Below are 20240 nucleotides of genomic sequence, written 5' to 3' on the forward strand. Positions count from 1 at the left end.
CAGAGCGGCACGGGTGGGCGCAGCGGCACCCCGCCGGCGCGGGCGAGCGGCCCGACCCGTGCTGGGCCATGACGCCTGGGCCGCGCAACGTGCCGGACGCTACTCGGCCCCACCCCGCCGCACTCGATCCCGCCGTCGCAGCAGAAGCAACCCACCCGCGACCGCGGTGACTCCCGCGGCGGCGGCCCACCCGACGACCTCCTCGGAACCGGTGGCGGCGAGGTCCCTCCCCGAGGCAGGCGAGGCAACGACCGACGGAGTGGCGCCCGCCTGGGGCCGGGCACCGGACGCCGCAGGAGACGAAGCAGGGGCCGGCGCCGCTGGATCCGTTGCCTTGTCGCGCGTGAAGGCCAACGTTCCGAAGCCCAGCTGGTCGTAACCCCCACTGTTCGGCCCGTAATCCCCACCCCCACCCTCCGGCGCGGCCTTGGCCGCCGCACGCGTCACATACGACGCCGACAGCCCCCGCCGCTTGGTGTAATGGTTGGCGATCATCGCCCAGACGGGACGCGTCATGGCCGGGTCCACACCCGCGGCCCGCGTCGCGGTCTCACTCCCCGACCACCCGCCGATCGCCCCCTTCTTCCGCGTATGGGCCGTGTACGGCACATCCCCGCCCAGGCTCCACTTCGCCACGTACTGCGCCCCCTTGAGGAAGCGGCTGTCGTCATAGCCGTAGAGATCGATGCCCTGGTTCCACGCCATCTCGCAGACCGTGCCCATCAGCCCGACCCCGAGCAGTGAATGCCCCTGGTCCCGGCCGGCCTCGACCCACTCGGCGAGCCCGTCCTCGTGGACGACGGGAATGGCGTGCTTGACGGACCCCATGCCGTCCCCGTGCTTGAAGTACTCGACGGCCCGGTCGACCACGGCACGGTCGTCGCAGAAGATGCCGGTGGCGAGCACACAGGCGATGGCCGTCAGGTCCCAGTTGGGCCAGTAGTTGGTGACGACGGCACCGTTGTGATCGCGCAGGAAACTGTCGCTGAGCGGATGAAAGACGTTCCGCATCACCTCCTGCGCCCGCCCGAGCGCGAAGTCGCCATGCCCGCGTACGAGTTCGGCGGCGTTGGCGAACTGGTAGCCGTACAGCCCCGCGGCCAGGAACCGGTCGGCCGAGCCCTGGATCGACGTCAGCTTCCCCGACCAGGCGTTGAGGATCGCCACCGCGGTGTCGGCGTGCGCGGTCTCGCCGCTGACGTGGTACCGCAGGGCGTTCTGGTAGGCGGCGTGGATGTCGTTGTAGAGAACCGCGTAGTTCTGGGGCGAACCCGCCCCCCGGTACACCGTGGCCTGCGGATTGGCCCGCCAGCCGCTCTGCGCGTGCCGGTTGGCGGTGAGCTTGGCGAACCCGGCCGTATAGGGTCTGGCGCCCGCCTTCACCTTGGCCGCCATACGGTCCAGGTCGGTACGGGTGTGCAGCAGCCCGGGGTGGGCGAAGGCCGAGCCGGCGGCGGAGGCCGGGCCCGCGAGCGCCGTCGTGCCGACACCGGCGCCGATACCGGCGGCTCCGGCTGCCGCGCCCGCGGCCTTCAACATGCTCCGGCGGCTGATCTGTCGTGTCACGTTGTCGTACCTCGACGTCGTAAGTCGCGTTCCTGCGGGGGACGGTGAGGAGACGGCCGGACGGCGAAGGCGATAACAAAAACTGCGCTATAGTTGATCTGCGTCCAGGCGCCGGAACTCCGGCAGACGGACGATGCGTTGGTGGTCCAAGGAAAGACGTCCCGCTTCCTGCGGGGAGATGCAGGTGCAAGGCCTGCCCGGCGCTCCAGACGAGAACCCCGGCCCTGGGTTTCAGGGCCGGGGTTCTTCGCTGTGCGCTCCACTCAACCGCGCCGGTCGGCAACCACCCAGGACGCCACGGCCACGGCACCCGCCACCCCGAACACGGCAGGCCAGGCACCCACCTTCCTGGCCAGCGGATGAGACCCGGCGAAGGCGGCGACATACGCGGCCGACAACGCCCCCGCGGCCACCCCACCGGCCTGCTGCCGCCACTGCCGCGCGGCCGCGGCCCCGGCGACGGCGAGCACGGCCCCGCCCAGCGGCCGCTGCCTGGTCCAGCGGGCCACGCCGTACCCGCCCACAAGACCGCTCGCGGCGATCACCGCACTGGGAACCTTCGCCATCCCTGCCTCCTGCTTCTGCTCTGCTGCGCCTGCCCCGCTCGCGATCATCGAGGCTAACCCCCCAGGTCGGGGGCGCATGCGCCGGGGCGCACGAAGGCGCGTTCCCGGAGGCCACGCGAACATGAGTCGAGGCTTGTCAAGTTTCCCGCTCCGAGTTATATAAGAAGGCGAAGAACGTAGGGCATCGCACGGACAGCGCCTGAAGAGAGGAGTGACCAGTGATGCTCATGCGCACGGACCCCTTCCGTGAACTCGACCGGCTCACCCAGCAGGTTCTCGGCCCCGCCACGCGCCCGACGGCGATGGCGATGGATGCCTACCGCTCCGGGGACGAGTTCCTCGTCCACTTCGACCTTCCCGGCGTCGACCCCGAGACGATCGAGCTGGACGTCGAACGCAACGTCCTGAACGTCCGAGCCGAACGCAGGTCCCCCGCCCCCGAGGACGCGGAGCTGCTCGTCGCCGAACGGCCCGCGGGCAGCTTCACCCGCCAGCTCTTCCTCGGCGACACGCTGGACACGGAGCGCATCGACGCCTCGTACGAGGCCGGCGTCCTGACCCTGCGCATCCCGGTGGCCGAGCAGGCCAAGCCGCGCCGCATCCAGATCACGGGCGGCGACAAGCCGAAGCAGCTGAGCGGCTGACGGCACGGCACTCAGTACCCCCGCAACCCACGGAGGCTGTCCCGAGGACGTCCCACCCACGGGACAGCCCCCCTCGACTCCCGCCCCCGCGCCGCCGGAGTCCCAGCCCGGCGGCGCCACGCAGCACCGGATCCGGAGGAAGACCCACACATGAGCGTGACGACGGTGCCCAGTGTGACGACTGCTCTCACGGCCCCGAAGACCCTGATCCCCGCCCCGCCGCGCGACCACCGCACCCGAGGCGACGACAGCGCCTGGACCCGACTGATCGAAGCGGTACGGGAATCGGGGCAGTACCCCACCAGGTCGGAGGCGGAGCGCGTCACCCGTATCGTCCTGTCCGCCCTCGGCGGTCATGTGATCGGCGACGAACGGGTCGACCTCGCCCGCGCCCTGCCCGAGGAGGCCGCCAGGGTGGTCGCCTCCCAGATCCCGGCCACACGCCGGCTGACCGCCGCCGAGTTCGTCGACTCCGTCGCGGCCCGTATCGAGGGAGCGACCCCCGCCACGGCCCGCTGGGACGTCAGCTCGGTCCTGAGCGTGCTGCCGCCCCTCGTCGGCGACGACCTGATCACCCGCATCCTGGCCCAGCTCCCCGCCGGCTACGCCCTCCTGTTCGGCCGGGCGGACCTGAGCCCGGCGTCGTAGGCTCCTGAACGGCGTACGACGCCGCGTAGGACACCCGGTACGACGGCCACCGCCGAGGAGGCGGGCGGTGGCCGCCGGCCAGATGCCGAGCCCACCGCCAGGAGCTGACACGTGACCCGCACGAGGTCCGCAAGCCTCACCACCCCCGACGGCACGCACCTCGCCCACACGGACCACCACCCCGCCGCCGGGGAACCCGCGGCCACGTTCCTCCTCCTGCACGGCCTGGCAGGCCACCAGGGCGAGTGGGACACCCTCGCCGCGCAGCTGTCGGCCGACGGCCACCGCGTGGTGACGTACGACGCCCGAGGCCACGGCGCCAGCACCCGCACACCGACGACCACGACCCGCGCGGCCCATGTCCAGGACGCCGTAACCCTGATCGAGGAACTGGACCTGGCCCCCGTCACCCTGCTGGGCCAGTCCCTGGGCGGCCACACGGCCCTGCTCCTGGCCGCCGCCCATCCCCACCTGGTGAAGTCCCTGATCCTGGTCGAAGCGGGCCCGGCCGGCCCGTCCCCGGACCTCCCCACAGAGATCGCGACCTGGCTGGACAGCTGGCCGACCCCCTTCAAGTCCGTCGACGCGGCGGAGGCCTTCCTGGGCCACGAGGCCTGGGTGAGGGGCCTGGAGGAACGAGAAGACGGCTGGTATCCGAGGTGGGACCGCACCACGATCATCAACACGGTCGCCGAACTGGCCACCACCGCCTACTGGCCCGAATGGTCCCGCATTACCTGCCCCACCCTCCTCATCCAGGGCGAACACGGCGCGATGCGCCCCGACGAACCGGCCACGATGCTCACCCACCGCCCGCACACCCAGCACACCCGCATCCCCGACGCGGCCCACGACGTCCACCTGGACCAGCCGGACCGCCTCTACGAAGCGATCAGGACGTTCATCGCCTGACCCCGAACCCGATCCTCATCGGGCGGCAACGGAACCTTCCCGAGGGCAGTAAACAGTTCGACAGGGCCTCGTCTCCCCGCCCATCCTGCCGGGGCGGGTGCGGTGGCGCACCAGCGCGCCCAACCCACCCGAGGGAGACGACCGTTGAACCCCACCATCCGTCACATCACCTTCGACTGCACGGGAGAGCCCTACGAACTGGCCCGCTTCTGGGCCGAGTTGCTCGGCCACCCGATCTCCGGCGAGGACGAGCCCGGCGACTCCGAGGTACTGATCGAGCTCCCGAACGGCGCCCCCGGCCTCCTCTTCGTCAGCGTCGAGGAAGGCAAAGCGACCAAGAACCGCATCCACTTCGACCTCCGGCCCACAGGCCGCACCCGCTCCGAGGAGGTCGAACGCGCCGTGACCCTCGGCGCCCGCATCCTGAAGGACCGCACCCTCCCGAACGGCAGAGGCTGGGTCGTCATGGCCGACCCCGAGGGCAACGAGTTCTGCGTCGAACGGGGCGAACTGGATCGGGTGGAGGACTGACGCCAGGACGTTTCGGCTCCAAGCGTAGATCCATTATCGCCGTACGCGGAGCCGCCTGTCACCGTTCCCCAGAATGATCTTTACGCCCGATATGCGCCCATAGGCTTGCCGTGACAGGCACAACGCCCCTCACCGAACCGGGAGTTGAGAGTGACGCGCGACCTTGCCGCACTGGCGGAGGAACTCACGGCCATGGCTGCGGCCGATCACCAGTCCTCGGTCCACGCGAACAGCGATGACCCCGCCGAGCAGCTGGCATGGCGCCGGCTGACCGCACGGCACGGTGACCGGCTCAGCGAGATCATGGACGAGTACGGCTGGCCGACAGCGGCCATGGTCGGCGAGGAGGCCGCCCGCGCGGCATGGCTGATCGCCCAGCACGCCGACCGGCAACTCGACGTCCAGCGCCGCGCCCTCCATCTCATGCAGCAGGCGGTGTCGGCAGGCTCGGCCGGCCCCCGCGAGCTGGCCTTCCTCCGCGACCGCACGCTGGTCAACGAGGGCCGCAAACAGCTCTACGGCACACAGATCGCCGGCGTGAAGGACGGGTCACCGATTCCATTTCCCTGCGAGGAACCCGAGCGCATGGACGAACGCCGTGCGGAGGTCGGCATCGAGCCCTTCGACGAGTACGTTGCCAAGTTCTCGGCGACCTGACGCCGATCAGGCGCACCGACGAAACGCGGCTCGCAAAGTGACCAATATTGGGCCATCGTTCATGGGTCCACGTCTCGGGCAATGAGGTGAAAACCATGCCCTCGCCCAGGCCGTCGGACCCTCAGTGGATCAGTACGGTGAATCTCGACAAGCGGTCGGTGTCACGCCGCCGTACCCGGTGACGCCCCGTTACGGTAAGCAGCGCAAATAGGCGCCTCCGCGGCATGGCGGCGGGGCCTGTCATGTCATGGGAACGAGGTGTCGTCGTGGCAGTTCGGGACAAGACCGCAACCATTGGCCGCAGCCGCTTGGAGCAGCTGCACCTGGCGGTGGCGAAGCAGGCCACCGTCGAGATCCTCGAACCTCGCGACACCCTCACGCTCAGCCGACGCCTGAACGGCATCAATCTCGACCTCGTCACCGAGGACCGCAACTTCACCGCCCTCAAGACCGGTCAGACGATTCCGTGGGGAACCATTCGAGCCTCGGGAGCTCCAGGCACGCGGATCCGCTACCGCGTGCGCACGGGACGCGACGTCACCGGGACTCCCGAATTCCCTTTTTAGGGACAGCCGCGCTCCGTCTGACACGATCTCCAGCGGCCCGCACCCGGCGACTCCTTCTCGGCACAAGGGAGTGCCCGGGAATCTCCGAAACGAGCCGCGGGATCTCCACACCAACGCAGCCGCATTGCAGCAGGTCGTCGGATTTCGCCGGTACCCGATCACGGTCCCTTGACGGGCGCCCCGATCCTCTCCCTGTCGGGGTCGGCGAGTGCCTGCCCCGTCCTGAACTCCGACGCCGTACCCGACCGACGCGAGGTGGCGGGAAGCGCCGGTCAGCCTGCCGTCCCGCGTTTCACGGTCTGGACGAAGGAGCGCCAAGCATCGCTTCCCACCACGATCACACCCGCCCCCGCGACCTTTGAGTCACGGACGAGGGCACGGCCGCCGGTGAGCGCGCACTCGACGCACTCGCCCCCGGCACCGTTGCTGTAGGACGACGTGAACCACACCGGACGGGCGCTTCCGCCGGAAGCTTCTCTTGTCACCTTGCGTAATCCTTCAAGATCGACTCGATCAAAAGGGCCGAGCGCTGAGGACTCAAGGCCGCGGCCCGGAGACCGTCGAACGCCCTCGTGTACTCACGGACATGATGCTCACCCTCCAAGTACATGGCATCGGTGATGCCGTCTCGATACACGAGGTCCGGATCCTCCGGAGCCGGGAAACCCAGCATGGTGAACGAACCGGTGGCCGGATAGGTCCCTGCGTCGAAGGGGAGGACCTGCAAGGTGACGGTCGGCAGTTCGGCCGTTTCCAGGACGCGTTCCATCTGCTCTCGCATGAGGGCGTGGTCCCCCATGACGTGGCGCAGCGCGCCCTCGTTCACGATGAACCAGGCGTCGGGAGCATCCGGTCGTCGCAACATGGCCTGGCGCTCCATGCGTACCTGCACCGCCTTCGTGATGTCCTCGGCCGACATGTGTGCGCCGGACTTGTGGAGCTCGGACGCGTACACCTCGGTCTGCATGAGGCCGGGTACGACCTCGCACTGGTACTGGCGGAAGGTCGAGGCGTCCTGTTCGAGGCCGATGTAGATGTTGAACCACTCGGGCACGCCGGCGCCGTGGACCTGCCACCAGCCGCGCACTTTTGCCTGCCGGGCCAGCGACTTGAGGAACTCGCGCAGTTCGTCGCTGGTGCCGTAGAAGCGGCACAGGGCATCGATGTCCGACGGCTGGATACGCCCACTTCCCGTCTCCATCCGATTGACCTTGGAGCCGCTCCAGTCCAGGGCCGAACCGACCTGGGCGCAGGTGAGTGCGCTCTTCTCGCGGAGCTTCTTGAGCTCGATCGAGAGGCGCCGACGGCGTGCCGTGGGTGAACCGGCCATCTCAACCCTCTTTCCACTAGCGGGCGTTCAGTCTCGCGCCAAGGGGTGTGCTTGCCAATCACACAGAAGTGGGAATCCCGCCGTGCACATTGCACAAAGGGATGCGCTGCCAGCACAGTGGTCGACAGCACAACTCAAAGTGATCGTTCGTGACGCTGCGCTTCCCGTGCGGTGTCAACCGCGACGAGAGGGGTCCGCGTGAGCCAAGAAGCGTGCATGTCGCGCAAGCCATGGGAGCTTGCCTTCACGGCCGAACCCGCGGAGGTGGCTGCCCTGCGCCGGATCATGCGACTGCACCTGGGCATGTGGGGGTTGCAGGACATCACCGACGAGGCCCAACTCTGCGTCAGCGAGCTGGTGTCCAACGTCATCACGCATGTGGGACATGGCACCCCCGCGACGCTGGCTGTCTTCGTCCGGGGCACGCACCTGCGCATCGAGGTGCATGACCCCGACACACGGGCCCTGCCCGTCCTCCGGGACCCGAGCACAGAATCCCTGGATGGGCGGGGCATGGCGCTCGTGGACGCCGTAGCCGATCGCTGGGGTGTGCTGCTACGACCGGACCGGAAGGTCACGTGGTGCGAGCTGGCCACAAAACTCACCGCGTGCGACGGCTACGTGGAGGCCCCCAGCGTGGTGCGGGCTGAGGCCCTGCTCAGCCTCTACGCCGCTGCTACGCCGTTGCCGTGCAAGACGGGTGTGGGCAGGTTGGCCTCTGCCGTGGCGGAGGAGACGATGATCGCGGCAATCACCGACTTCCTCCACTGGCTCCAGGCCCATGGCCGCGACGCGGATGACACGCTCGACCGAGCACAGATGCGTTTCGAGGCCGAGCAGGTGGCCCTGCGCCAAGGGTCGTGAAGCAAGATCGACGTGGCTGCCGTCGGCGGCGCCAGGCTGCTGATCCGTGTTCGTGCCACACGCTCGACCGCTTCCCTAGCGGCCCAGTATGTGCGCGAAGAAACCCAGGTCGGCATTCTCCGGTGTTCCGACGAGCAGCGCACGGTCGAGCAGGATGTTGTTGTGCTCGCAGCTTGTCTCAGGGAGCATCACGCAGGCGTGGCAGGCGGCCAGGTTCGTGCCGCCAGTGCCTGAGGCCTCGGACTCGATGCACAGGGGGTCGGCGGAGCACCAGGAGGCCCGGCGGATCGCGGACCGGATCGTGCCCGCCAGTCGCTCGGGCTCGCCCTGGGCGACCAGGCCGCCGAGACTGCCTGCCGAGTCGCTCGTGGCGGTGTAGACGAGCAGACCCGCCATTTCCTCGTCAGCGTAGAGGCGTTCGCGGAGGGCGGCGGCCGGGTAGCCGGCGTCCAGACTCCACTCATTGATCAGCACGTGGGCCAGGGTGTGCAGCAGTACCATGCGGGGAGTAGCGGGTGAGGGCTGGACCTGGGTGGGGTCGGAGGCTCTCTGCTCCATCATCCGGCGGTGTGCGGTGCGGATACGTTTGGCGCGCCTGGCCACGGCGGTGATGTTCTCCCAGTTGGCGAGACGATCCTCGGCGAGCCGGAGGAAGACGCCCTCGCCCCGAACCTCCATGGCGGGCAGCCAGTTCAACGGCGTCGAGGAGAGCACTGCCTCGTTGGTCTCGGAAACCGAGTCGGGATCGGCGAGCCGAGTGAACGCCTTGAGCGCGCGGACCTCTCGAAGCTTCTTGACCAGCATGGGGCCGGTGACCCCGATGTCGTCGAGAACAGTCGGGTCGCCGAGCGGGGTCTCGCAGATGAACTGCTCGTCACGTGAACGCCCGCGCTCGTCGTTGCCGGCACGCAGACGTTCGTACTCCTTGTTGCGCAAGGCGCGGTAGTGGTGGTCGAAGGTGCGTTCCTCGTCCCCGGTGCTGTCTTCCTCCTGCTCGGCGGCGAGAAGTTCCATCACCTCGTCGACAGAGACAGGGCACTCGTCCCCGAAAAGGACCTTGAGGCACATCTCGACATCCGACCGGTCGCTCAGATCGCGCAGTCGGCTCCAGTACGGAGCAAGCGGGTCCGCGCGACCGTCGCTCCACGGCGGGATGGACAGCGCGGACTTCAGTACGGGCTGCCAGACGGCGGAGGAACCACGCTGGAGGGTGCGTGGGGTGTGACCGCATGACTCCGCCGGGACGGAGGTGCCGAGCCACGGTCGGGTGCCCCGACAGCGCAGACCGAGGTCCTTGAGCGCGCTCTTGCGAAAGGAACCCTCCATCGACACCTCGGGCACACCGCAACTGCACGACACGAGGATGGAGCGGAGCGAGGAACTGCGGCCGGAGGTGCGCAGCCTGAGTGTGCCGCCGCACCGGCCGACCGTCGTCGCGCCGCGCCCTGTGGCGCGGTGGACCCAGTGCCAGTAGGGGAACTCGTCGAGGTGACCGGCCTCGCAGGCGATCACGAAGCGGGAGGGCACCAGGTCCGCCTCACAGGTGCCGCAGACGCTCTTGCCGGGCGGCGGGTTGAAGTCCCGATGGCGGCGCAACTCGTTGCACTCGGGGCAGGAATGCATGAGCGGGAAGCGGCGTACCCGGATGCCGTCCTTGCTGTGCTCGTCGGACGCCGGCGGCAGCCGGAAGTGCTCGACCTTCAGGATCCGAGCGAGTCGACGTTCGTGGATGCGAGGCGCCTCGTCCGTGCTCCAGTGCTCGTCGGCCCCGTCCAGACCGGAGACGACGAAGGACTCGTGATCGACCGCGATCAGTGAACCAACGCCGTACGTGGTGATCGCCTGGGCACGACGAACGGCGCCGCGGCGCGGGAGGTTGTGGGCGGGCGCCGCGCCGGCGTCGGAACGGCGACGGCGTGCGGGGGGCGGGGTCATCGGGTGGCCTCCATGAACAGGGCGGACTCGGCATCGACGTCGCGCAGGCTCCACAGGGTGGGCCAGGCCTCGGCGTTCTCGGCCTCATCGTCGTACGGCTGCAGAAGGGCAGGGGTGTGCCTGCCCTTCCTCGGTTCGAAGAGCAGGCCGTTGTGGATGTCGGCCTCGTCGCACCACCAGTCGAGGAACTCGTCGAACGCGCGGGAGACGGCGTCGGCCTCCTCAGGGGTGACCGCGCGAACGCGGTCGAGGAGGACGGGCTTGATCTCTTCCCGGATGCGGTGCTCGTACGACTCCACCATGCCCGCGGCCTCGTTGGGCCGAGCATCGGGAAGCATGATCCGGGTCAGCGCGACGACAACCGCGTGCAGTCCGCGCTCGCGGGCGCGGGCGGAGAAGGGGGTGACAGACGTCGACTCGACCTCGCGGTACAGCGCGGAGTGGAAGTGCAGGAAATTCTCGTAATGGGAGCGGTCGCGTGAGCGGGTGGCGTTGAGCATCACGGCGACGAGACCGGGATGGGCGCGGCCGACTCGGCTGGTGGCCTGGATGTACTCGGCCGTGGTCTGCGGCTGGCCCATCACGGCCATGAGGCCGAGCCGATCCACATCGACGCCGACCGCGATCATGTTCGTGGCCAGGAGGACGTCCACGACGTCGGGGTCGGGGAACGCCCGCTCGATGCCTTTGAGGCGGGCCGGGATCTCGCTGGCGTCGATGCGACTGGTCAACTCCGAATAGTTGGCGACGGAACGCACGGTGGTCTCCTCGCGCGCGGCGAGCAGTTCCAGATACGCCACCACGTCGTCGTGGACTTGGAGTTCAGCCGCGGACAGCAGCCGGAGACTGTTGAAGTAGCCGACCAGGCTCCAGTAGGCGTCCCGCACCTCGTCCGAAGTCTTCGCCTGCTTCGCCCGGTGCAGCAGAGTCGCGTACGTGCGGATGAGCAGGGTGGACTGGCTGGTGCCAGGGGCGAAGAGGCCCACGTAACGTCGGCTCGCCTTCTCCTCACGCGGGGTCTCCACGGCGAACCAGGAATCCCGGGAGTCGAGGCCGGCGGGCGGGAACTGGCGGACCTCACGGTCGAAAAGACTGCGGCCTTGGTCGGCGGCGCGCCGGATGGTCGCCGTCGAGGCGATCACCTTGGGACGACCGGCGAGCTCGTCGACGGCGGTCTCGTAGAGACCGGTGAGAGTACCCAAAGGGCCGGAGATGAGGTGGAGTTCGTCCTGGACGATCAACTCGGGCGGTGGCGTGCGGTCGTTCAGGTCGTTGCGGTTGAAGAGCGCGGCGGTGGCCGGACGCCACGGCATGGACGCGAACTTGTCGACGGTGGCGATGACCAGCGTCGGCCGGGCGTCGTACACCGCCTCGTCGATCAGATGTACGGGCAGACCGTCGGCGAAGTCGCAGCCTGCGCCGGGGCAGCGGACGTGCATGCGCCTGGCGTCCTCGTCGACCTCGTACGCGCGGGCGTCCAGGCGGATCCCGCACCAGGGGCATGCGTGCAGCTGGACAGGGTTCTTGGTCGCCAGACGCTTGTCGAGATCCTTATGGAGTTCTGCCAGCCGGTCGTTCGCATCCTTCAGCTTGTTGGGGGTGGCCGATTCGCCGACCCACATACCGAGGGAGAACGGCTCCGAACCCAGCTCCGCCAGGTTGTCGCGCCGCATCCGCTCCATGGCACAGAGCAGGATCGTGGCGCGCTCGAACTGCTGGAGGGTCAGCAGGCGCAGTGTGTACCGCATCAGGACGGTGACACCGCCACCGTTCACACCGAGCCGGAGCCGGCGCAGGAACGATGTGAGCGCGACCAGCCCCAGGTACGCCTCCGTCTTGCCACCACCCGTGGGGAACCACAGGAGGTCGGAGACCTCGCGGTCGCGGTGCTCGGGATCGTCGATCCCGGCCAGGCAGAGCAGGACAAAGGCGATCTGGAATGGGCGCCAGCGGCCCTGGGCAGGTTCGGGGGAGCCGGTGCGGCCGCCCTTCACCCAGGCGCTGCGTGCCCGTTGGTCGGCCATCGCCCGGTTGGCGAGCCGGAAGGCCTGCATGACGTCGGGCTTGGTGCGCAGGAGGTCGATGCCCTCGCGGATCCGGCCCAGGGCCTCGCGGCAGGCGTCGACCTGGCCGCGGGCGGCCTTCTCGTACGCACCGCCGATCAGGGCCTCGGCCTCGGCCTGTTTGCGGTCGATCCACCGCTCGTAGCCTGCGGCGAGCGCTTCCAGTGCGGCGATGACCTCCGTGTCCGGGCGCTCCGCCAAGCCGAGCATGGACAGGGCAGAGCTGTCGATCTCCGGATTGGAGTCGGTGAGCAGCACCTCCACGCTCGGCACGAACTCGCTCCGCACCTCGGACACACCGGCCGGCCCGGAGGAGTCAGTCATACCGATCGGCGGCGGCGTCCAGTCCCATTCTGCGGCGCAGCCGTGCCCGACGGCGAAGGTCGGGGCGTGGCGGTGCAGCAGACGGCTGGTGGCGACCTCGGGATCGTGCGCGACGTCGGAGGCAGAACGCTCGACGAAGGCGCTGGACCCGTCGGCCGCGCGGACGACGAGCCCGCACTGGAACAAGGCGAACGCGTCCTGCAGTTCTCGCTCGCCGACCGTGTTCGTGTTGACCAGGGTCACCGTGACGGTCACCGTGCCCAGCGTCGCGTCGGGGCGCCGTACGTTGACCCGCAGTGCGACTCCGTCGGCCAACTTGAACCGCAGGTCGGGGGCAGGCGTTGTCACATCCACGGTGGTGTCGGGCAGCGAGAGTTCCTCACGCCGCCAGTGCTCCTGCTGGTCGGAGGTGGTACGAGCCTCGGCTCTGCGGGCGGGAACGGGGTTGCCGTCCGCGTCCGTGGGCCGGTAGGCGGCGGCCCGGGCACTGACCACGACCGAATCGCTTATGGCCGGGTCGATCGCGAAGGTGAGCCCCATGGAGGAGGGCCGACGGGACCCGGCGGCGCCGACCTCCTGCGCGGTCCCGGACTCCTCCAGGTTGTCGCGGGTACGCAGGGGGGTGATGTCCAGACCGTCGTGCTCGGCCTCGTCCTCGAGCATTCTCTGCTCGGCTTCGTCGTCCGCCGACCTCGGGTAGAGGACACCGGTCAGGTAGCGATCGATCGGGGCGTCCTGGGCGAGGACTTCGTCACGGTCCTCCGCAGCGGCGTCCGGACCGGGGCCGAGAAGCTCCCGGCGGAGGCCGACCAGCAGCTCCTCGTCTCGTACTCGGTAGTGCTCGGCGTGGCGGGTCTCCGTGTCGCTCATGCGCGCTGCTCCTCGTCGTTGTCCGCCCGTCGGTACCTGCCGATTCCGGTGATCCGGGGTGCGATCCAGACCCCCCGGTCACCGAGCCCGGCGTTGGCGCCGGCAGCAGTGCTGCCCGCGACTGACTCCAGGGTGTCCACCCGCAGACCGTGGATCTCGTCGGGCCACCAGGGGTCCCATGTGCGATTCACCTTCTGTACATGGAACAGCTCCTGCCGGAACCGCTCCGAGACTTCGCCGATCTCCCACTCGTTGTGCAGCAGGGTGTACGGAGGGCTCTGCCACTCGCCGAGAGGCAGGTCGTGGCGTCTGCGCAGCACCACCTCCTGGCCAGGGGAGACGTGCTTCAGAAGGTAGGCCTGGGTAGCCACGGCGTCAGCCTCGTGGCCGGGTGGACTGTCCGCGCACACGTCACCGGACTCACCGACGATCCCGTACCGGTCGTACGACTTCCAACCGCCCAGGTACCTACGGCCGTTATTCCTGCCGCCGGCCCGCTTGAAGATCGGCAGCTCGGGGCCGTTCGCGTGATAGAGGTCATGACGAGCACGCGTCATGGCCACATACAGGGCTCGGGCCTCGGCCGGCAGATCCAGCTCCTCCTTGAACTGCTGCTGCAACTCCGCGACGGTCGGGGGGGCGAGGATGATCACCCGGTCGAACTCCAGACCCTTGGCCCGGTGCACGGTGGAGACCACGACGCGTGCCGGCTCGGGATCGGTCAGCTCGTCCGGGAAACGACCCTCGGCAACCAGGCCGCGCAGCCGTTCCAGGTCGAGGAGGCCTCGCCCCGGACCCCGCGCGGCCCGGCGCAGCACGGCCCACACTGCTTGCGGGTCCGGCTCGTACTGCAGAGGTATCTCAGAGAGCAACGACCGGAACCGTTCCTCGGAGAGCGTGGCGGACTCGGTGCGGCGCAACAGCTCGGCCACCCAGTACGGGACCGGGCGCTCCTCCAGCGGGCGCCTCAGTCGATGCTCCACGCCGTGCTCGTGGAGCAGTTCCGAGACGACGAGAGCTTGCCGGTTGTCACGAGTGAGAACCGCACAGGTGTCGGGGAAATCGCGCAGTCCGTCGAGTGTGAATGGGTCGGTGAGGGCTCCCATGCTGTTCGCCGGATCGAGGAGCAGCTCGCGCATTTCTTCATAGAGGGCCGCGGCCTCGTCGGCATCCGTGAGGTTTTGGAGGCGCGGCCCATGTGCCAGTGCGATCCGGGCCTCCGGGGCGGAAGCTCGGAAGTTCCTGGTGAGGCGGAGTTCGACCAAGTCGTCCGGGTACGAGGCGCGCAGCCAGTCGAAGAACCGGCCGGTCTCGTCGGCGCGTTCGGTGAGGTCCGTGATCTGGAAGCCGTAGACGGACTGCGCGGCGTCACCGACCACTGTGAAGCCGCAGCTCTCCTGGTAGCGATCGAGCAGCGCTTCCACGAGGTCCCGACGATCGCCCAGCAGATCCTGCACCTCGTCGATGAGCACGTGCGCGGGGGGCACGGTGTCGCCTGCCTCCAAGGCTCCCTTCTCGATCGCACGGGCAGCGGCCTCGATCCGCTCCAGGAAGGAGGTCGCGCTCCAGTCGTTGTCCGGGTACGCCTGCCGCAGCACGCCGTACGCCCAGGCGTCGAAGGTCTGTGCCCGCACGCGGTGAGCGCGCTCACCGTGCCGGGCGATCCGCTCCCGCAGTTCCCGGGCCGCCGCCCGGGAAAAGGTGAGCACCAGAATCTCGGAGGCATCCAGCGCCTCCTCCGGGTCCTCGTGCCCGCACAGCGCGTCCAGGCGGCGCACCAACGTATGGGTCTTGCCGGCCCCCGCGCCGGCGGTCACCAGGACGCGGGCGTCCCAAGGCTGCTCCACGACGGCCCGCTGCTCCTCGGTGAGCGGAGGACTGTCGAGATAGGCGTCGGTCACGAACGGCTCCAGAGGTGCTCAAACTGAGTGAAGGCGAGCTGGGTGTCGAAGTTCTCGATGTTGTCGCTGACGTTGAGGATCAGGCAGCTGTCCTTGCCGCCGTTCCGGGGTCCGCGCAGGCCGCGACCGATCATCTGCTGGTACACGTTCGTGCTGTAGACCGGCCTGGCCACGACGACGGCACGGGTGGCCGGTGCGTCGAAGCCCTGGGTGAGAACACCGTAGTTGGTGAGCACACGAATGCGGCCGTTTCGGAAATTCTCGATACGGGAGCGGCGGTCCTGGGCGCTGGTGGTCGAGTCGACAGCGGCAGATCGGATACCGCGGTCGTTGAGCATGGCCGCCAGGTACTTCGCGTGGTCCACGGAGGTGGCGAAGAGCAGTGTCGGCCAGTCCTCCGGCAGAGCGGCCACCTCGTCGACGATGCGACGGCTTCGCTCATGGTCGTCGGCGAGCCGCTGCTCAGCGGAGCGAGAGAGCATCGCCATGCGGTCGGCGTGGGTCTTCTCGTCCCGGGTCAGCTCGATCTTGCCGCCCTGCAGCGTGCGATGCTCCACCTGGGCGAGCATCCCCCAGTCCTGCAAATCCCGGTATGGGTCCCCGGAAGGAAAGACCCCCTCGTCGAGACGTCGGTTGCCGAAGCGGTTGACCAGCCGGCGGGTCTCCTCCTCGTTGGTGTTGCGGAACGGGGTCGCCGTCAGGCCGAGCAGATGGCGCCCAGTCTCGTACTGGGTGAGTCCCAACTGTCCCAGTATCTCGGTGTACCGCTTGGAGATGGCGGTGTGCGCCTCGTCCACGATCACCAGCGCGGCCTGTCGCAGCCAGGCGTACTGGTCGCTGCCCAGGCACCGCTCCAGTTTGGCATCGGTGGCCACCACCAGGTGGGGGTGGTCGACGACGTCACCGACCTCGTTGCTGCTCCACAGCCGGCTGATGGTGAGCGGGCGTTCCGCGCCGACCTTGCTCCACACGAACTTCCAGCTCTGGACTGCCTGTTCGCACAACTCCTCGGTCTGCGCGATCCATAGCAGAGGGCCCTTGAGGTCACCGAACCGCTTGACCCAGCGGATCACGGCCTCGGCGGTGACCCGAGTCTTCCCTGCCCCGGTAGGCAGAGAAAGCATGCCGCGCTGCGGAGCCAGCCGGTCGAGCATGGTGGTGATGTTCCGGACCAGATCCTCCTGGTACTCATGGAGGCTCGGGAAGTCCCGAGGACCATCGACCGTCTCGAACGCAGGCGGGGACGGAGTCCTCGAGCCGGCGAACGCGACAGGCAGCTTCAGTTCCGAGACGAAGGCGATGGCCGCCGACGAACCCGTATAGCCGACCGGTGCGTTGGGAAAACGCGCCTGGATGTCCCGGGCGTGCTGCTGGAGCACGCCGTCACCGTGTGCGTTGAAGGCCATCTGCGCGATCCGGCGCCCAGACGGCTCCGCGCCGTCGGTCGCCTGCAGCTCGGCCTCCATGAGCCCCTCGGGCAGGCCGGTCCGGAGCGCGTCCGCACCGATCAGCAGCTCGATCTTGGCCACTACGTCCTCGGCCTCGCGCACCGCCTTCTGCGCCGCTTTCAGCTCGCTGTCCCGGGCCATGCGGTCTTGGTGCTCCAGCACCGCGCGGCAGCCGGCCGCGCCGAGGCCGAGGTCGAGCTCGCGGTCGATCAGCCGCAGCATCGGCTCGGGCTCCAGAGGCACGCGGACCTTGACGGTGCCGTCCTGGCGCACGGCGTCCAGCGAGGAGGCGTGCGTGCCGTTGGGCGTGCGGGTGACCTCCTCCAGCTCGGTGCAGCGTTGCACCATGTTGTTCCGGTTCCCGCTGTTCAGGCGCTGCCGCAGGGCGGGGTACAACTCGACCAGCGGTACCGGGTCGCCCTCTGGCACTTCGCGGGTCTCCCGGCTGATCACGTCGGCATAGCGGAGCATGCCCCACTTCTCGACCATCAGCTCGGCGTCCTCGGCGGTCGGCACGAGCAGCGCGGGTAGCTGCTCGGCACGGAGCGCTCGGTACTCGGCAGCATTGACGGCGAGAGTGATCTCGTCGTCGGGACGGGTGTCCCAGGTGTCGCCGATCCGGCAACGGGTCAGAGAGTCCTCGGGGAAGTCCGCGCCGAACCGGGTCAGCATCACGTAGGTGGCGCCGACGAAGGAGTCGTCCTCGCTGCGAGACACCTCGTCGAGGAGTGTGTCCCAGCGGTCCGCGGGAACCTCGTCGACGGTGGTCGGGAGCCGCAGCTTGCGGGCCTTCTCGGGTGAGATGTCGGCGACGGGCAACACGTCGCGGTAGGCGGCGAGCTGGGGGCCGACGGCCTCCTTCAGCGGCTTGATCCCCTGCGAGGTGGCGACCGTGCCGTACCTCATCAGCATCCACCGGATCGGCGAGGCCACTGCCTGTCGGGTGCTGGTCTGCGCGCCGATCTGGCGCGTCCAGTTGTCCACCACGGCGTCGTCGGGCAGCACCTTCAAGAAGGCAGCGCGGGACTCCTCGGAGAGCGCTCGGAAGAGATGCAGCGGACCACCGATCGCGGCACCCTCGACCTTCATGCGGCTCAGTGCGGGACGAGGGGCGCGGGTGTCCAGGCTGCGCAGGTAGGCGGCGTGTACAGCCGCCCGGTACTCCTCGAACCAGGCCTCGTCCGCCTTGGGCTGCACCCCACCGGACGGTCGCTCCTGCAGGCCGACCTGAGAGAAGAAGGGGGTGTCGTCGGAGTGGAACACCATGTCGACGGCGACGCTCGGGTCGCGCTTCGCGTCGACCACGACACCCGGCAGCATGCAGTTCTCGACCGGTCGGAACCGCTTGTCGGCAGTCCGAACACGGAGCGTCGAGCGCGGCGTGGGCACTCGCTCCAGGACCTTATGGGCCACGCGACGGGCCCCGGCCTGGCGGAACAACTCCCAGAACCGCTCCCAGTCCGTTTCGCTGTAGTGGTCGAAGCCCTGGTCGAGAACGCTGAAGAACCGGCCCTCGACATCGGCCTCGCGAATGCCCAGGACGTTGAGCGCGTGCATCAGCGACGGGTCCTGGGCGAGTTGGTCGACCACGTACACCAGGGACTCGCGCAGCCCACCCTGATCGGCACGGCGGAACACCTTGCCGTGTACGGGGGCGACGAGACCGTGCTCCTCGGTCAGTACGATGCGCGCTTTGCGCGCCTCATCGGCGTACGGGGAGCGGACCTCGATCATGTCCGCGAGGATGCGGATGGCTATGGCCGACGCCTCGGCGGTGCCGCTCTCGACCAATGCCTCCAGCCATTCGCGGACATCGGTCCGCCCGTGCCCGGCAGCGGCGAGAATGTGCTCGACCTTTCCGGAGCGCAGGGAGTCCGCCTCGACGCTCGGGTGCAGCCAGTTCGAGGGGCGCCCGGGGCACTCGTGCCACATCCGGAGCCAACTGGACAGCTTCTTCAAGTCCCTGTCGAGCCTGGGGTGGACCCGCAGCTCGGTCGGGACCCGCAGGACACCGTCCTGGTCGGGCAACGATGGACTGTCCGCAGCGCGATCCCAGATCTCCCTTGTCAGGAACTCGTCGGCCCAGCTGATCGCCTCCTTGACACGGCCGGGCAGCAGGGGGAGATAGGCGGCCGGGTCCTCAGCGGGTGCGAGAGAGGGGAGGGAGCCGACCACCAACTGCGCCGACACCCTGATCATCTCCTGGTTGAACGGAGAGGAGTCGAGCAGGTTCTGCCGGTCCTCATTCGTCTTCCAGGCTCCGTTGAGGATGCCGCTGAGCGACATCTCGTACTTGGTGGGGAAGAAGGACCAGAACTTGCCGCGACCGCGCGACCGCGGGCTGACGTGCAGGCGGCTCTCCGGATCTTTCTCCAGGGCAGGCACGGCCCAGGCGAGTTCCAGCGAGAGCCGGTCATGCAGCTCTCCGGCGTCATCGCGGGCCGCCGGCCCGGGCTCGTGGTTGGTGGTGAACACCCGCCACCGCTCGGTGGCAACGGCCTTCCCGGTCCGCTCCTCGACCACAGTGTGCAGATCCCCGGCCTGTTGAGCGGTCAGGATGCGGCGGGCCACAGGCCGGGGCCGGCGGTCCTCCAGCACGACCTTTGCGACGTGCGGAGAGAAGAGTTGGAAGCCGACCGGGAACTCTTCGCGGGGCTCCCCGTGGTCCTTGGCGCGACCTCCGTGCATGTCCCGGCCGAGCCGGTCGTCTGCTTTCGGGAGCAGAGGCAGACGCACGACGGTGGTCGCCCAGGTCAGCAACTCGTTCAAGACGGGATCGGAAGCCCGCTCGGCCTGCATGTCGAGCGGGCGGGCCATGCGCAGGACCGGGGCGTCGAACTCCGTGCCGTAGCGCGCCGTGACGCCGGACACGGCCTTGATCTGCTCGTACGACCAGGTGCGATCGAACCCGAAACTTCCGGTGCGGCTGAAGAATTCTGGTGTGTCGGTCACGACGAGGACTGACTTCACGCCGACTCCGAAGCGACCGATCTGACCTCCCCGCTTCTTCGACATGCTCATCCGGAGAATCGTCTCGGCGCCTTCCGGAGTTACCGGATTCCCCTCGTTCGCACAGTACAAATGGGTTTCCGTGAGGACGACGTGGACCCGCCCGCCCGGCTCATCGGCGATTTCGTCAGCCGCGTTCTGGACGAGCTCGAATAGCTGGCGATCACCGTAACCGCCCTGAGTGATGCGGCGTTCCCCGTTGGCGTGCTCCGCTACGAGGCCGGGGTCCACGGCGTAAGTCTGCAAAACACGGGAGGACTGCTCGAGAACGGTTTGGATTACAGGAGAGGACGAGGACGGCACTGCTCTGCACTCCTAGGTGTCAAGTTCCGGGCGAATGCGTGAGTGACGGGCCGGCCGCCGGTCAGAGTGGTCCGGCCGGTATGGAGGCGCGCGCGCTTTCGGG

The 20240-nt window shown here is 68.7% G+C and carries 15 protein-coding genes; 7 read left to right on the plus strand and 8 right to left on the minus strand.

What is annotated here, in order from left to right:
* Nucleotides 1–99 precede the first annotated feature (99 nt).
* Together AC07F0_RS11655 and AC07F0_RS11660 are read right to left on the minus strand one after the other, a co-directional pair.
* Complete coding sequence (locus AC07F0_RS11655; RefSeq protein WP_478978203.1) at nucleotides 100–1539, minus strand: alginate lyase family protein; 1440 nt, start codon at nucleotides 1537–1539, stop codon at nucleotides 100–102.
* Between the two features lie 290 nt (nucleotides 1540–1829).
* Nucleotides 1830–2132 (minus strand): hypothetical protein, encoded by a 303-nt coding sequence (locus AC07F0_RS11660; RefSeq protein WP_354736386.1) that lies wholly within the window; start codon nucleotides 2130–2132, stop codon nucleotides 1830–1832.
* Between the two features lie 221 nt (nucleotides 2133–2353).
* Between AC07F0_RS11660 and AC07F0_RS11665 the strand changes: the two genes are divergently transcribed.
* From AC07F0_RS11665 to AC07F0_RS11690, 6 genes are all read left to right on the plus strand, one after another.
* Nucleotides 2354–2776, plus strand: a complete 423-nt coding sequence (locus AC07F0_RS11665; RefSeq protein WP_478977321.1) for an Hsp20/alpha crystallin family protein — start codon at nucleotides 2354–2356, stop codon at nucleotides 2774–2776.
* A gap of 150 nt (nucleotides 2777–2926) precedes the next feature.
* Entirely contained in the window at nucleotides 2927–3424 is a 498-nt protein-coding gene (locus AC07F0_RS11670; protein WP_478977324.1) for a DUF2267 domain-containing protein, read from the plus strand.
* Between the two features lie 111 nt (nucleotides 3425–3535).
* Nucleotides 3536–4336, plus strand: coding sequence for an alpha/beta fold hydrolase (locus AC07F0_RS11675; protein WP_478977327.1), 801 nt, complete (start codon nucleotides 3536–3538; stop codon nucleotides 4334–4336).
* Nucleotides 4337–4480: 144 nt separating this feature from the next.
* Entirely contained in the window at nucleotides 4481–4867 is a 387-nt protein-coding gene (locus AC07F0_RS11680; protein WP_478977330.1) for a VOC family protein, read from the plus strand.
* A gap of 150 nt (nucleotides 4868–5017) precedes the next feature.
* Complete coding sequence (locus AC07F0_RS11685) at nucleotides 5018–5524, plus strand: DUF6624 domain-containing protein (protein ID WP_478977333.1); 507 nt, start codon at nucleotides 5018–5020, stop codon at nucleotides 5522–5524.
* Between the two features lie 266 nt (nucleotides 5525–5790).
* A complete protein-coding gene (locus tag AC07F0_RS11690) occupies nucleotides 5791–6090 on the plus strand; it encodes a hypothetical protein (protein WP_478977336.1) in 300 nt (99 codons plus the stop codon).
* Between the two features lie 272 nt (nucleotides 6091–6362).
* Here AC07F0_RS11690 and AC07F0_RS11695 read toward each other — a convergent pair whose 3' ends face one another.
* The gene (locus AC07F0_RS11695; protein WP_478977339.1) at nucleotides 6363–6575 is read right to left on the minus strand and encodes a DUF397 domain-containing protein; all 213 of its coding nucleotides are present in this window, start codon (nucleotides 6573–6575) and stop codon (nucleotides 6363–6365) included.
* Nucleotides 6572–7420, minus strand: a complete 849-nt coding sequence (locus tag AC07F0_RS11700; protein WP_478977342.1) for a helix-turn-helix domain-containing protein — start codon at nucleotides 7418–7420, stop codon at nucleotides 6572–6574. Before AC07F0_RS11700 ends, AC07F0_RS11695 begins: the two co-directional genes overlap by 4 nt.
* A 198-nt stretch (nucleotides 7421–7618) precedes the next feature.
* On the opposite strand from AC07F0_RS11700, the gene AC07F0_RS11705 reads away from it, so the two are divergent.
* Nucleotides 7619–8284, plus strand: a complete 666-nt coding sequence (locus tag AC07F0_RS11705) for an ATP-binding protein (RefSeq protein ID WP_478977345.1) — start codon at nucleotides 7619–7621, stop codon at nucleotides 8282–8284.
* Between the two features lie 75 nt (nucleotides 8285–8359).
* On the opposite strand, the gene drmB is transcribed toward AC07F0_RS11705, so the two are convergent.
* Genes drmB through AC07F0_RS11725 form a run of 4 tightly spaced genes read right to left on the minus strand, consistent with a single transcriptional unit; the run spans nucleotide 8360 to nucleotide 20137 of the window.
* A complete protein-coding gene (gene drmB / locus AC07F0_RS11710; RefSeq protein ID WP_478977348.1) occupies nucleotides 8360–10219 on the minus strand; it encodes a DrmB family protein in 1860 nt (619 codons plus the stop codon).
* A complete protein-coding gene (locus AC07F0_RS11715; protein ID WP_478977350.1) occupies nucleotides 10216–13476 on the minus strand; it encodes a helicase-related protein in 3261 nt (1086 codons plus the stop codon). The genes drmB and AC07F0_RS11715 overlap by 4 nt, the downstream gene beginning before the upstream one ends.
* Nucleotides 13473–15377, minus strand: coding sequence for a UvrD-helicase domain-containing protein (locus tag AC07F0_RS11720; protein ID WP_478977353.1), 1905 nt, complete (start codon nucleotides 15375–15377; stop codon nucleotides 13473–13475). The genes AC07F0_RS11715 and AC07F0_RS11720 overlap by 4 nt, the downstream gene beginning before the upstream one ends.
* Nucleotides 15374–20137, minus strand: coding sequence for a DEAD/DEAH box helicase (locus AC07F0_RS11725; protein WP_478977356.1), 4764 nt, complete (start codon nucleotides 20135–20137; stop codon nucleotides 15374–15376). The genes AC07F0_RS11720 and AC07F0_RS11725 overlap by 4 nt, the downstream gene beginning before the upstream one ends.
* Nucleotides 20138–20240 lie beyond the last annotated feature (103 nt).

Source organism: Streptomyces sp. NPDC045955 (genome assembly GCF_056430805.1).

Excerpts from the sequence above, each read along its gene's own strand:
- AC07F0_RS11655 (WP_478978203.1), bottom strand. The coding sequence starts at position 1,539 with ATGTTGAAGGCCGCGGGCGCGGCAGCCGGAGCCGCCGGTATCGGCGCC.
- AC07F0_RS11715 (WP_478977350.1), bottom strand. The coding sequence starts at position 13,476 with ATGAGCGACACGGAGACCCGCCACGCCGAGCACTACCGAGTACGAGAC.
- AC07F0_RS11665 (WP_478977321.1), top strand. The coding sequence starts at position 2,354 with ATGCTCATGCGCACGGACCCCTTCCGTGAACTCGACCGGCTCACCCAG.
- AC07F0_RS11670 (WP_478977324.1), top strand. The coding sequence starts at position 2,927 with ATGAGCGTGACGACGGTGCCCAGTGTGACGACTGCTCTCACGGCCCCG.
- AC07F0_RS11700 (WP_478977342.1), bottom strand. The coding sequence starts at position 7,420 with ATGGCCGGTTCACCCACGGCACGCCGTCGGCGCCTCTCGATCGAGCTC.
- drmB (WP_478977348.1), bottom strand. The coding sequence starts at position 10,219 with ATGACCCCGCCCCCCGCACGCCGTCGCCGTTCCGACGCCGGCGCGGCG.
- AC07F0_RS11660 (WP_354736386.1), bottom strand. The coding sequence starts at position 2,132 with ATGGCGAAGGTTCCCAGTGCGGTGATCGCCGCGAGCGGTCTTGTGGGC.